Source organism: Candidatus Nanopelagicales bacterium, from assembly GCA_028687755.1.
Lineage (GTDB): Bacteria > Actinomycetota > Actinomycetes > S36-B12 > S36-B12 > UBA11398.
In genome coordinates this window covers 270520-283702 of the sequence record JAQTZL010000001.1, presented here as the reverse complement: position 1 = coordinate 283702, position 13183 = coordinate 270520, and the positions used below count along the sequence as shown (strand labels likewise).

Below are 13183 nucleotides of genomic sequence, written 5' to 3'. Positions count from 1 at the left end.
CGCTGGCTAAATTGCAGCCGGAGCTTTGGACGCCAAAGACGGTGCCGGTGAAGGTTGTGGATACAAGGTTGCTGGCGTCTTGGTGTTCAACAGCACAACCCATTGCTGACCAGGCTTAAATGGCATTGGTGAGCCATCAGCCATCGTGAAAGTTGTTCCCGCGTCGGCCGATGGTCGATTCCAAGTGACGTTGTATGACTTTCCGTCGCGCAGCACGGTTGCTGTTCCATTACCGATTGTTGCTGCATGTGGAGTATTGCCGCCGCCTTTATCCCAATACTTTGATTGCGTCTGGACAACGTTTTGAATCACCACGGTTGCAGCTTGTTGATTTGCACCGGTTTCGCTGGCTGTTGCAGGGATACCATTCAATGAAACGTTATAGAGCCCTGAAGCTGGGTCGTACGTAAATTCAGCGGATGCGCCACCCCATTTCATTTTTGCACCCGTATTGGTTGTTCCATTGCCAGGAATGTCGCTGGAAAAAACGAAACCAATGTTCCTGTCAGTTGCGACACCCTTATCTGCAGCCCAAGCTAAAACCTTGGGGCCATTGAGGAAAAGGTTGTATGGCACGCGGCGTGAGTGATCGCGGAAATACGCAGAGGCGTATTTATTTGGCGAAACGTCGATCACTGTTGACGCATCAATGGCTGGCCACATTTTGCGTTGGACACCTGAGAAAGAAAAGGCTGGCGTGCCGTATTGAGCAGTGAGATCAATATCGGTGATCCGAGCTGAGCGAGTAGGCCCAATGCGGTCGGGAATCACACTGGAAAACACTGCTGCAATGCGCGTGATGCCGTATTCGACCTCTTCGAGGTACACCACATCTGCATCCTTGAGCCCCGTGTGTGGTTGCGCATTGCGGGTGTTATCCATTTTCACGATGAGTACAGGCGTGGGTGCGCTTTCTGGAAGTCCAGTCAAGGGTGAAAACACCTCAATGGCCTGAGCCTGAACTGATTGATCAGTGGATCCGTTCACAGGAGCACTTGACGCCGCGCTGCAGGCAGCAAGCGTGGTTGCCGTACCGGCAATGAGCAGGGTTTTGAGGAAGCGCATGTATTCCACGGTACGTCACGAAGTCCTGCAATGAAGGGACCGACAGGGTGTGAGAAGACTTAACCCCAGCCTTACCTCAGCCGAATCGAGCACGAATACCTCCCGAGCAGTGTTATCTGCATGAACACGAACCGGAACCAAGCCCAGATCAATCGACCAACCTCCACCAAGCAAAAGGTGATGTCGTCGGTATTGGCAGCAGGAGTCTTCTTCGGTATTGGTGGGCTCATTGCTACTCGGACGGCAGATAGTGCCTCCACCGTTGCCGCTGGTGGAGGTGCGTCGGCAAGTGCTGGATCAGTCAAGGCGGTGACGTACACCAAGAAGTCCAACACTTCGACCGCCAAGAAGAGTGCCGTCGTGCATGCCACAACCAAGGCGAGTAAGGGCTAACCCCACTCTCTAGACTGTCGGGGTGAATCAGCCTGCCCCTCGCACCTATGAAGTGCGCACCCATGGCTGCCAGATGAACGTGCATGACTCTGAGCGCCTTGCTGGCATGCTCGAGGAAGCCGGCTATATCAAGTTTGATGAGGGCACCACGCCTGATCTCATCGTGTTCAATACCTGCGCTGTGCGTGAGAACGCAGATAACAAGCTCTATGGAAATTTGAGCCAATTGGTTCCGGTTAAAGCCAAGAATCCAGGAATGCAAATTGCCGTGGGTGGCTGCTTAGCCCAAAAAGACCAGCATGTGATCACCAAGAAATCCCCAGTGGTTGACGTCGTGTTCGGTACCCACAACATCGGATCATTGCCAGTGTTGCTGGAGCGTGCTCGAATCGAGCAAGAAGCTCAAGTTGAGATCAAGGAATCCTTAGTTGAGTTTCCTTCTGTTCTGCCAGCTAAGCGTGAATCTGCATATGCGGCATGGGTTTCGATCAGCGTGGGCTGTAACAACACATGCACGTACTGCATCGTGCCATCGCTTCGCGGTAAAGAACGTGATCGTCGGCCGGGGGAGATCCTGGCCGAGATTGAGGCACTTGTTGAGCAGGGCGTTTCTGAAATCACCCTCCTTGGTCAAAACGTCAATGCCTACGGCGTGGAGTTTGGTGACCGCGAAGCGTTCAGCAAGTTACTGCGTGCCTGCGGTGAAATTGAAGGCCTAGAGCGTGTGCGCTTCACTTCACCACATCCAGGTGAGTTCACTGACGATGTCATTGAAGCCATGGCTGCCACACCAAATGTAATGAACCAACTACATATGCCTTTGCAGTCAGGTTCCAATGAGATCTTGCGTGCGATGCGTCGCAGTTATCGTCAAGATAAATACCTCGGAATTATCGACAAGGTTCGCGCAGCGATGCCTGATGCGGCAATTACCACGGACATCATTGTCGGCTTCCCAGGTGAAACCGAAGAAGATTTCCAACAGACACTGCACGTGGTCAAAGAAGCACGCTTTGCAATGGCTTACACCTTTCTATATTCACCTCGCCCTGGCACCGAGGCCGCTGAAATGCCTGATCAGGTTCCTCATGCCGTGAAGCAAGATCGCTATGAGCGTTTAGTTGCAGCTGGCAATCAAATTGCTTGGGAAGAAAACCTCAAGCAAATGGGCAAGGTTGTAGAAGTGCTCGTTGCGCAAGGCGAAGGCCGCAAGGATGGCGATACCGACCGCGTTTCAGGCCGCACGCCTGATTACCGCTTAGTGCACGTCACTGTTGATCCAAATCAACCACGTCCACGTCCAGGCGATGTGGTCACGGCGGAAATTACGCATGCGGCGCCATTTCACATGGTTTCCGACAAGTTGATTTCAGTTCGCCGGACCAAAGCGGGCGATCTGAGTGAGTTGCCACCAGAAATTCCAGGAGTATCGCTAGGAATGCCAACGATTCGCGTAGGCCAACCATGATCACCGGAGTTGCGTTCATTCCGGCAGCTCCGTTGCTCTGCCCAGATGTTGACATTGAATCTTTGCTGGCCGATGAGCGTGCGGCATCCATTGAACTCGTCGCTGAACTTCAACAAGACGCCGATCTTGTCGTCATTATTGGTGTGGGGAACACCACTACTTGGTTTGAGCACGGTGGCATTGGTAGCACTCGCGGTTTTGGCGGAGTAAGTCATTACGCAGTTGGATCAGGTGTTGAAGAGTTGCCCCAGTCGGTAACAGTTGGAGCTTCAGTTGTTGTGACTGCTGGTTGGAGCGGCGAAGTTCAGGCGTTAGTGATAGATCATCAGACCACTGCGGCACAGCGAGAGGTCATCGCGCAGGAACTCCTCGCAAAGAGCGAAGCGCAACGCACGCTGGTTATCGCTGTAGGAGATGGGTCGGCAACCCGCACAGAGAAGGCCCCGGGCTATATCCAGGCAGATGCTGTTGCCTTTGATGAGGCAATCAATGCTGCGATTGGGAATGCTGATCGCGAATCAATCCTTGCTATTGAACAGGCAACCGCGGATCGCTTGTGGTGTCGCGGTTTGCCGGTGTGGCAGGTAGTAGCCAACGCATATAAGCCAACCCAAAGTGCACTCATTCTTGAATCAGCCCCGTTTGGGGTGAATTACCTCGTTGCCTCGTGGCGCGCATGAGCCAGAGCACTAGCCAGGTGTTAGTCATTGTTGGCCCGACCGCCGTAGGTAAAAGCTCGTTGAGCGTCAAAGTCGCCCAAGCACTTATTGATCAAGGCCAGCCTGCGGAAATCATTAGCGCTGACTCGATGCAGGCTTATATCGGTATGGACATTGGAACAGCATCGCCCACAGAAGAAGAGCGAGGAGGAATTGCTCATCACTTGCTTGATGTGTGGCCAAGTAATCACGTGCTGACAGTTTCGGATTATCAAGACACTGCACGTGCGGCAATCAACGATGTCCTTGCTCGTGGAGTAGTGCCCATAGTTGTGGGTGGCTCGGGTTTATATGTGTCAGCGATTCTTGATGATTTGCAATTTCCGCCCACAGATCCGCACGTGCGCGCAAAATATGAAGTGCAGCTAGAACAAGAAGGTCCGTTGGCCTTGCATCGTCAGCTAGCCAAGCTCGATCCAAAATCAGCAGCTGTGATGCTGCCAACGAATGGGCGCAGATTAGTACGCGCTTTAGAAATCATTGAGCTCACTGGGAAACCCCATAACGCCAAATTACCCGAACCCGTGGAGTTGTATTCCACCGTGCGGGTGGGGCTTCATATTCCGCGACAAGAAATGGATGAACGCATTGCCGTTCGTGTCCATCAAATGATTGCCGATGGATTTGTTGAAGAAGTCAAGGCGCTACCAGATCTAAAGAATTCAGTCACCGCATCTCGCGCACTTGGTTATACCCAGATTCTGGAATATCTCGAGGGCGATTGCACGTTAGATGAAGCAATCAACACCACTATTGCCATCACAAAGAAATTTGCCCGGCGCCAGCAGCGATGGTTTGCCGGAGATTCTCGGATTACGTGGTTGGACTACAACGATGCTGCGTTGGTGTTGAAAGTGTGTGCGCTTTTCGGGGCAGACACTAAGCAGTAGTACTCAGTGCCGAGCAGCATTGTTGCAATTGGCTTCGGTAACCGAGTCAGTACTGCCAACGTACGAATCTGGCCATCAGCTTCATGCTGCGATGCGTGAGCGCGCAAGGAAGCCTTCTTCTCCACCCAGAAATCGCGCACATCAATGCGATGAGTGATGTCTGCTTTGGGTGTCCACGCTGAGTCAAATGAGTGTGCATCAAAATCATTGGGGGTGATGTGTAGCCGACCTGCTGTTCGCACTGCGCGGGCAATGGGCTCGCGAGGCAAGGTCACTTCAAATACGGTTGGCGCTTTCTTTGCCAGCACGCTGGCAGCCCGAACGGCGCGGTGCACAGCAAGGTGATCTGGGTGTCCGTAGCCTCCTGATGGGTCGTAGCCCACTAGTACGTCGGCAGATTCCTCATCAAGAATTTCCGCGATGCGCTGAGCCACAGTGAAACGTTCAACATGCGCGAGGCCTTCGGCGACTTCGCCATGTAATCCAGAATCCGCGTAACCAAGGCAAACCACGCGATGAACACCCAAAGCCGTAGCGGAGACTTCAAGCTCACGGGAACGCATCGCTGCCAGTTCCCCTTCATTTCCTGAGGAAGTAAGCCCCGCCGCACCATTGGTGGCGACAATCAATATGACTCGTTGACCTTCAGCCACGGCGCGCGCCATCGTTCCGGCCGTGAGTAATGCCTCATCGTCGGGATGGGCATGCACAAAGACCAGCGTGCGTGCAGGCGTGTGGATTGTCATGATCGTCCTATCTTGTCGTACGGTCACATGGTGAGAATCGCCCACGTCACCGATTGCTATCTGCCTCGTACGGGTGGGATAGAGACGCAGGTGCGGGCTTTAGCTATGCATCAGGCAGCCGCAGGCGATGAGGTGCAGATCCTGACGGCAACCCCGGGTGCGGTGCGCAGCGGTACCGAGCTCATCGATGGTCTCCCTGTCACTCGCATCACTGCGAAAATTCCTGGTGATCTGCCCGTTCATCCGCGTACCCGTCACCATGTGGTGCAAGCGCTACAAGAATCGCCAGTGGATGTCGTGCATGTGCATGTTGGCGTGATCTCACCCTTTGCTTGGGGGGCCATTCGCGCTGCACATCAATTGAAGATTCCAACAGTGGTCACCGTGCATGGAATTTGGGGGCCGCTGGCTAGCCCTGGCTATCGCCTCAGTGAACGTATTGCCAAGTGGTCGAAGTGGGGCGTCACGGTCTCTGCAGTGAGCGCGGTGGCGGCAAAGGCAATAGAACATGCGGTGCCATCACTTGGTGAAGTTCTGGTACTGCCCAATGGCATTGATGTAGCTGACTGGCAGTTACCTGCACGGCAGCATGAACAAGCGACCTTGAATTTGGTTACGGTCATGCGCTTAGCGCCGCGTAAGCGCACACTGCCGTTACTCAAAATTGTGAAAGCCGCGCAAGAACGTGCTGGCGTCAATACTCGTATTCATTTGCGTTTAGTGGGCGATGGACCAGAGCGTTCGCGAGCGGAAAGTTTCGTCCAGCAACATGGTCTCAAGGATCTCGTAAGTTTCACTGGTCGTTTGGATCACGCAGGAATTCGCGAAATCTTCGCGATGAGCGATGTGTATGTGCAGCCATCAGTGAAAGAGTCTTTTGGCATCGCAGCCCTGGAAGCGCGGGCGGCTGGTCTACCCGTCGTTGCTCGTTCGCAAACGGGCACCACGCAATTCATTCGCGACAGCCAAGAAGGGTTGCTCGCAGATACCGACTCCGCTATGGCCTCAGCTATCGTGAGTTTGGCCAAGGATCGTGCGCTGTTAGCGCAATTAGGGGAGCACAACCGCTCAACTGCGCCTGAGCAGTCATGGCCGCTCGTGCTGGCCCGAGTCGACGAGGCTTATGTGCGTGCCCGTCACTTAGACTAAAACCCATGGCTGCCCTCAATGAAATTCCCTTTATTAAGGGTCATGGCACAGCCAATGACTTCGTTATCGTCGCTGACCTCCTCGGCAAGCGTGATCTGACTGCTGACGAAGTGCGCTTCCTGTGTGATCGTCACACCGGTATCGGTGCTGACGGGGTGCTGCGCGTGGTGCGCACCGAGCATGTTCCTGAATTCGCGAAGTTCGCTGCGTCAGCTGAATTCTTTATGGATTACCGCAATGCCGATGGTTCCATCGCAGAAATGTGTGGCAATGGAGTGCGCGTCTTTATTCGCTACCTCGATGCCGTTGGTCTGATCACAGAATCGGATGTCGTGATAGCTACACGTGCAGGTTTACGTGAATGCAAGATGAACTCAGATTTGTCGATCACCGTTGACATGGGTCCAGTAGGCCAGCCAGAAACTGATGCCATTCCATTGGTCGGTATTCAAGACGAACTGTGGCCGGCAGTTGCTGTGCTGATGCCAAATCCGCATGCCGTGACGTTCGTTGAAAATCTTGAAGATATCGGCAGTTTGGAAACAGCCCCTCCGGTATTGCCTCCCACTATTTTCCCTGACGGTGTCAACGTTGAGTTCGTGGTGCAGCGCGGATCAAATCACGTCGCAATGCGCGTTCACGAACGTGGCGCTGGCGAAACTATGAGTTGTGGAACGGGTGCGTGCGCTGTTGCGTGGGCAGCCAGTGAGCGCTACCCAAATATGGATCTAACTGCCGAAGGTGGGGTTCAGGTCGATGTTCCAGGCGGAACAGTCTTTGTTCGTCTCCTTGCCAATGGACATCTCTCACTCACTGGCCCAGCAACGCTTGTTGCCCGTGGCACGGTTTTGTTGCCAGCGTAAGTAAGCCATGACTGAAACCTTTTACGAAGAACATGATCCCCGCGGAATCTCCACGGGTGAGCTTGAACTCGAGGATCGTCAAAGTCTTCGCCGGGTAGGTGGCTTTTCTACTGAGCTTGAAGACATCAGTGAGGCCGAATATCGCCAGATGCAACTGGAAAAGGTTGTGTTGGCAGGAGTGTGGACCCAAGGCACCTTGGAACAAGCCGAGCGCAGCATGCGCGAACTGGCCGCTCTTGCTGAAACCGCGGGTGCAGAAGTACTCGAGGCAGTGATCCAACGTCGCGAACATCCAGACCCTTCGACCTACTTGGGTTCTGGAAAAGTGGAAGAACTGCACCAAATTGTGAAGGCAACAAGAGCTGACACTGTGATTTGTGATGGTGAGCTCAGTCCTGGTCAGTTGCGCAAACTTGAAGATATTTTGAAGGTCAAAGTCGTTGACCGAACCTGGTTGATTCTTGACATCTTCGCGCAGCATGCACGTAGCCGTGAAGGTAAAGCTCAGGTTGCCCTCGCACAGTTCCAGTATTTGATTCCGCGGCTTCGTGGTTGGGGTGAAGCCCTTTCTCGTCAGGCTGGTGGTGCTGGCGGTGGTGCTGGTGGTGGTGTGGGCACTCGTGGCCCTGGCGAAACCAAGATCGAAACCGATCGTCGTCGCATTCGCGATTCGATGACCAAGCTTCGCCGCGAACTTAAAGAGATGGAAAAGTCTCGAGTCACTCAGCGCGCAGCACGCAAGCGTGCGCAAGTGCCTGCGGTGGCGATTGCTGGTTACACCAATGCGGGTAAGTCAAGTTTGCTGAATCGAATCACGGGTGCCGGTGTATTGGTGCAGAACGCGCTGTTCGCAACCCTTGACCCCACGATACGTAAAACCAAAACGCCGAGTGGACGTGAATTCACGATTGCTGACACGGTGGGCTTTGTGCGCCACCTTCCTCATCAGCTTGTTGAAGCCTTCCGATCAACTCTTGATGAAGTTAAAGATGCAGATCTCATTTTGCATGTGGTTGATGGCAGCGATGAGGCACCGTTTGAACAAATCGCTGCAGTGAGAGAAGTGCTGAACGATATTGATGCCGGGGGAGTTCCCGAACTCATCGTCATCAATAAAGCTGACATTGCTGATCAAGAAATGATCAATCAGATTCTTCGACGCGAACCTGGTGCAGTGGTGGTTTCAGCTGCAACTGGTGCTGGTATCGAAGAGCTGCTGCTTGCAATCGAAGCTGATCTTCCACAATTCCTTGAAGAGGTTGACCTTGTGGTGCCTTACTCACGCGGCGATCTGATTTCGCGTGCGCATGAGCTTGGTGATGTGTTAGATCTTGAACACCTTGAAGGTGGAACAAAGATCCATGCACGAGTGCCCAAGCATTTAGCTTTTGAATTGCAGCAGGCACGTGTCTGAGATTGATGATGCGCTCGACAAGGTCGTAGAAAAGATCGGCGGCGAACGTCGCGAGGGCCAGCACGCAATGGCTAAGGCGGTTGCCAGCACCATTCAAGGTGATCGACACGCAATCATTCAGGCTGGCACTGGTACCGGTAAATCGCTGGGTTATCTGGTTCCAGCAGCAATTGCTGCCATCGCGAATAAAGAACCCATCGTGGTGGCAACAGCAACCCTGGCCTTGCAACGTCAGCTGATGGATAAAGACCTGCCGCTCATGGTTGAAGCGCTTCAAGATGAATTCGAGCGGCCAATCACCTATGCCGTACTCAAAGGCCGCAACAACTACATCTGCTTACAAAAGCTGCACGGTGCAGTGCCCGATGATGAGTCGGATGCGTTGTTCAACACCCAGCGCAGCGCGCTTGGTGAGCAAGTAGTTGCCGTGCGCGCATGGGCTGAGAAAACGCAAACCGGTGATCGCGACGAATATGACGATGAAATCGATCCGCGGGTATGGCGCAGTCTGACTGTTGGTCGGCGCGAATGTGTGGGTGAAAGTAAGTGCGTGTACGGCGAGGATTGCTTCACGGCTAAGCGTCGAGCGCAGGCAAATGAAGCTGACATCATCATTACCAACCATGCAATGTTGGCCATTGACGCGTTAGAAAACATTCCAGTGCTTCCTGAGCACGGCGCGGTCATTATCGATGAAGGTCACGAACTCGTTGATCGTGCTACCGGATCACTGACCAATGAGCTCAGTGTTGCGATGGTTGAGAGATCACTAGGCCGATCGAAGCGTTTGGTTGATGAACCTACCTTGGCGCAGTTACAGGATGCCATGGATGCATTCGATGATGAACTTCGCGAGTTATGTCTTGATCTCAAAGGTCCGACAAGGCTCGATCCGATGCCGCAGTCGCTGACCTTGGCGTTGACTTTGTTGCGCGATAGCGGGCATCAAGTAATGACGGTGCTCAATGCAAATAAGGAAGAAAAGGATCCTGACGCGCTTGCCAAATTGCAGCAGGCCAAAGCGGTAGTTGAGGAGATGCATGACACCGCAGGCTTGATCATCAATTCAGGTGATTACGACGTTGTGTGGCTTGATCCCGGTGAGAATCGTGCGCCAGTCCTCCGCCGAGCCCCGTTATCTATTGGTGGCCTCCTGCGGGATTCACTCTTTGCCAAGAGCCCAGTGGTGCTCACGAGCGCAACGCTGACTGTTGGTGGCGGCTTTGATTCACTGATCGCAAGTCTTGGTCTCACCGATGCCGATGTGAACACTATGGATGTTGGCTCACCCTTTGATCACGCCAAGCAAGGCATTTTGTATGTGGCGCGCGAATTACCTGCGCCCGATCGCGATGGTGTTCCGATGGAAGCCCTGGACACCTTGGCTGAATTGATTGAAGCAGCAGGTGGGCGCACGTTGGCGCTGTTTTCAAGTTGGCGAGGTGTTGAACGCGCAGCGGAATATTTGCGAGTGCGCTTAGACAACAAGAAGTACCCGATGCTCGTGCAAAAGCGAGGTGATGCAGTGGGCACGTTGGTAAAAGCCTTCGCTGAAACCCCAGCCACCACGTTGCTAGGAACGGTTTCCCTTTGGCAGGGCGTTGACGTGCCAGGGGAAAGTTGCATTTGTGTCGTGATTGACCGCATTCCATTCCCGCGTCCTGACGACCCGCTGATAGCTGCACGCCAACAAGCAATTGACGATGCTGGTGGTTCAGGCTTCCGTGCGATCTCAGTTCCGAAAGCCGGGTTGTTGCTCGCCCAAGGTGTTGGGCGCCTCATCCGCGGAGCGAACGACAAAGGCGTAGTGGCAGTGCTTGATTCACGCTTAGCTAACGCGGGTTATGCAAAATCATTGCGGGCGAGCTTGCCGCCGTTTTGGTTCACCACCGATAAAGAGATCGTGGTGGGCTCGTTGAAGCGTCTGAATGAAGATTTCTTAAAGGACTAGTTCGTGTCTTCCGGAGGAATTGCACTATTGACCAATTCTTCGACGGCAAGGCGAGCCAACTGGGAAAGTGATAATTGGCGCTGCTCTGCTAGCGCGACTGCTTTTTGGCGAAGCTCATGAGGAAGTCGAAAAGTAATTTGTGGAGAAGTTCCGATCTGGCCAAAGAGCGGTGGTCGTCCTGATTTCTTGGTCCACACCAATTCAAGTGACGAGAGATCGAAATCATCGCGCGAAAAGTCATTGGAGATTTTCTGTGCATCGGCTTCGGTAAATGGTGTGCCATCGGCGGACACGTACAGGACATCATTGTCATGAGAGCCATGGGTATCACTCGTGCGTTTCATGAAGCCACCTCCACTTCTTTCGTAAATCCATTGCATGAATAACAAGTAATTCATGTCCTGTCACGACGACGATCAGTTCAAATCTTCGACCTGTGTGATCTTCACCGACCACCATGACCTTGTACTCGTCTGCACGTTCGTGGGGGAAGCGCCAAATCGCTTGTGGTGCAAGGAGTACTTGGATCATCCGACCCCGACCAATGTGGTGTGAGCGCGAGGAGCGGGCAAACCTCAGTGGCTTGCCTCTATTTTGCAGTGCAAAATCCCCAATGTCAATGATGGCCATATGGGCACTTAACGGGAAGATGAGTGGCTTGTTCTTGGTGCGATGGCAATCTGTGCATGCCAACCCAGGTGAGCGATGCCGGTGGATATCCGAAATGCCCCCTTTTATTCGTAGCACCGCGTAGAATTCATGGTGAACAATCGTTCACTAGTCGAAAGCGATCCATGCAGTTCAAGCGGAATTTCTCGCCCACCGTCACCATCGCGGTGTTGGCGACATCAGGCATGGTCATGGCGATCATGCAGACGATGTTCATTCCGTTGCTTGCCCAAATTCCGGGCATCTTAAATTGCACCGCAGATAACGCTTCGTGGCTGATCACCGCAACCTTGATTTCCAGCGTCGTGGCTATTCCCACGATGTCGCGCCTTGCTGACATGTATGGCAAGCGCAAGATGATGCTCATCAGTATTGGTGTGATGGTGATCGGGTCACTTATTGGTGCGTTGAGTGAAAACCTCGGCGTGCTGATCGTGGCCCGCGCATTACAGGGATTCGCTATCGCATTGATTCCCCTTGGCATGAGCATCATGCGCGATCTGATCCCGCCTGAGCGTCTTGCATCGGGTGTTGCCTTCATGAGTGGCTCAATGGGCGTGGGTTCAGCTATTGGTTTGCCATTCGGGGGCATCATCTTTGAAAGCTTGGGATGGCACTGGATTTTCTGGGTCTCGGTGATCACGGGCAGCCTGTGTGGGCTTGCGATCTTCGCTGTTGTTCCTGAATCCAAAGTTCGCGCTGGTGGTCGCTTCGATGTGCGCGGCGCTGTTCTTATCTCTGTTGCATTGACTGCGTTCTTGCTCGGCGTCACCAAAGGCTCGCATTGGGGATGGCTAAGCCCTGGAATTCTTGCGTGCTGGGCAGTCACCCTTGGCGTCATGCTTTATTGGTTCCCGTATGAACTCAAAAGCGGGCATCCAATTATTGATCTGCGAACAAGTGCGCAGAAGGCCGTGTTGTTAACGAACATCGCGTCGATGCTTGTTGGCTTTGCGATGTACGCAAACATGTTGAGTAGCACTCAGTTCTTGGAAATGCCAGAGGAAAGCGGATATGGATTTGGTTTCTCGGTTTCCCACGCAGGTCTGTTGATTCTTCCGGCCTCGTTATCGATGGTGATCATGGCGCCACTTGCAGCGCGTATTACCAACGTGTACGGACCAAAGATCACCTTTATTTTGGGCGGGCTTTTCCTTGGTATCGGTTACGTCATTCGTATGTTTTACATGGACGCCCCATGGCAGATCATGATCGGCGCAATTGTGGTGTCACTTGGCACGATGACATCCATGTCGGCTGCGCCCAACATCATCATGCGATCAGTGCCGATCACTGAAACTGCTTCGGCCAATGGTTTGAACAACGTGATTCGCAACGTTGGCATGTCGATCTCCAGTGCAACCGTGGCCGCGTTCCTTACGGGCATGACCATCGTGGTTGGCGGAAAGATCTACCCAAGTGAATCGGCCTTCACCGCGGTGTATGTCGCAGCGGGTATTTGTGGTTTCGCTGGCGCGGTTGTCGCCGTGTTCTTACCTGCTCACTTGGCTAAGCGAAATGAAGCGCTCAGTGTTGGTGCTGGCGCACTCGCTAAGGAAGACCCATCTCAGCTCACGGTAAATCCGCACGAGTTCGTCATGCGTGGAACTCTTCGCGATGAACAAGGAAATCCAGTCAAGCAAGCCAAGGTGACGTATCTGACCGAGCAAGGTCAACAAATTGACTTTGAGCGCACTGACGATGACGGCAGCTATTCGATCGTGCTGCCGCAGCCAGGGTCCTACCGCGTGGTCGTTGAGATTGATGGCCAGCCAACGTGTGAGGCCAAGGTGCAGGCGGCTCCGGAAAATTCCCTCCAGGAACTCACCATTTAGTTAGACGATTCGCCCACATTT

13 protein-coding genes are annotated in these 13183 nt (G+C 53.5%); 9 read left to right on the top strand and 4 right to left on the bottom strand.

Annotated features, from left to right (window positions below):
- Nucleotides 1-6: 6 nt before the first annotated feature.
- Entirely contained in the window at nt 7-1065 is a 1059-nt protein-coding gene (locus tag PHN51_01545; GenBank protein MDD2817463.1) for a DUF3048 domain-containing protein, read from the bottom strand.
- A 120-nt stretch (nt 1066-1185) separates the two neighbouring features.
- Between PHN51_01545 and PHN51_01540 the strand changes: the two genes are divergently transcribed.
- Genes PHN51_01540 through miaA form a run of 4 tightly spaced genes read left to right on the top strand, consistent with a single transcriptional unit; the run spans nt 1186 to nt 4535 of the window.
- Nucleotides 1186-1458, top strand: coding sequence for a hypothetical protein (locus PHN51_01540; protein MDD2817462.1), 273 nt, complete (start codon nt 1186-1188; stop codon nt 1456-1458).
- Nucleotides 1459-1480: 22 nt separating this feature from the next.
- Nucleotides 1481-2926: a tRNA (N6-isopentenyl adenosine(37)-C2)-methylthiotransferase MiaB gene (gene miaB / locus PHN51_01535; GenBank protein MDD2817461.1), complete on the top strand. Its 1446-nt coding sequence runs from the start codon at nt 1481-1483 to the stop codon at nt 2924-2926.
- Nucleotides 2923-3606: a hypothetical protein gene (locus PHN51_01530; protein ID MDD2817460.1), complete on the top strand. Its 684-nt coding sequence runs from the start codon at nt 2923-2925 to the stop codon at nt 3604-3606. The genes miaB and PHN51_01530 overlap by 4 nt, the downstream gene beginning before the upstream one ends.
- Nucleotides 3603-4535: a tRNA (adenosine(37)-N6)-dimethylallyltransferase MiaA gene (gene miaA / locus PHN51_01525; protein ID MDD2817459.1), complete on the top strand. Its 933-nt coding sequence runs from the start codon at nt 3603-3605 to the stop codon at nt 4533-4535. The genes PHN51_01530 and miaA overlap by 4 nt, the downstream gene beginning before the upstream one ends.
- Here miaA and PHN51_01520 read toward each other — a convergent pair.
- Entirely contained in the window at nt 4472-5281 is an 810-nt protein-coding gene (locus PHN51_01520) for a PIG-L family deacetylase (GenBank protein ID MDD2817458.1), read from the bottom strand. The genes miaA and PHN51_01520 overlap by 64 nt on opposite strands.
- 30 nt (nt 5282-5311) lie before the next feature.
- Here PHN51_01520 and PHN51_01515 point away from each other — a divergent pair, with 30 nt between their 5' ends.
- The 4 genes from PHN51_01515 to PHN51_01500 are packed head-to-tail and all read left to right on the top strand — an operon-like array spanning nt 5312 to nt 10658.
- Nucleotides 5312-6430 (top strand): glycosyltransferase family 4 protein, encoded by a 1119-nt coding sequence (locus PHN51_01515; protein MDD2817457.1) that lies wholly within the window; start codon nt 5312-5314, stop codon nt 6428-6430.
- A gap of 5 nt (nt 6431-6435) precedes the next feature.
- A complete protein-coding gene (gene dapF / locus PHN51_01510) occupies nt 6436-7293 on the top strand; it encodes a diaminopimelate epimerase (GenBank protein MDD2817456.1) in 858 nt (285 codons plus the stop codon).
- A gap of 7 nt (nt 7294-7300) precedes the next feature.
- Nucleotides 7301-8707, top strand: a complete 1407-nt coding sequence (gene hflX, locus PHN51_01505; GenBank protein ID MDD2817455.1) for a GTPase HflX — start codon at nt 7301-7303, stop codon at nt 8705-8707.
- Complete coding sequence (locus PHN51_01500; GenBank protein ID MDD2817454.1) at nt 8700-10658, top strand: ATP-dependent DNA helicase; 1959 nt, start codon at nt 8700-8702, stop codon at nt 10656-10658. The genes hflX and PHN51_01500 overlap by 8 nt, the downstream gene beginning before the upstream one ends.
- Here the strand turns inward: PHN51_01500 and PHN51_01495 are convergent.
- Nucleotides 10655-11002 carry a hypothetical protein gene (locus PHN51_01495; GenBank protein ID MDD2817453.1) on the bottom strand — a complete coding sequence of 116 codons (348 nt, stop codon included), beginning with the start codon at nt 11000-11002 and terminating at the stop codon, nt 10655-10657. The genes PHN51_01500 and PHN51_01495 overlap by 4 nt on opposite strands.
- Complete coding sequence (locus PHN51_01490; GenBank protein ID MDD2817452.1) at nt 10986-11288, bottom strand: hypothetical protein; 303 nt, start codon at nt 11286-11288, stop codon at nt 10986-10988. The genes PHN51_01495 and PHN51_01490 overlap by 17 nt, the downstream gene beginning before the upstream one ends.
- 164 nt (nt 11289-11452) lie before the next feature.
- Here PHN51_01490 and PHN51_01485 point away from each other — a divergent pair, with 164 nt between their 5' ends.
- Complete coding sequence (locus PHN51_01485) at nt 11453-13162, top strand: MFS transporter (GenBank protein ID MDD2817451.1); 1710 nt, start codon at nt 11453-11455, stop codon at nt 13160-13162.
- Nucleotides 13163-13183 lie beyond the last annotated feature (21 nt).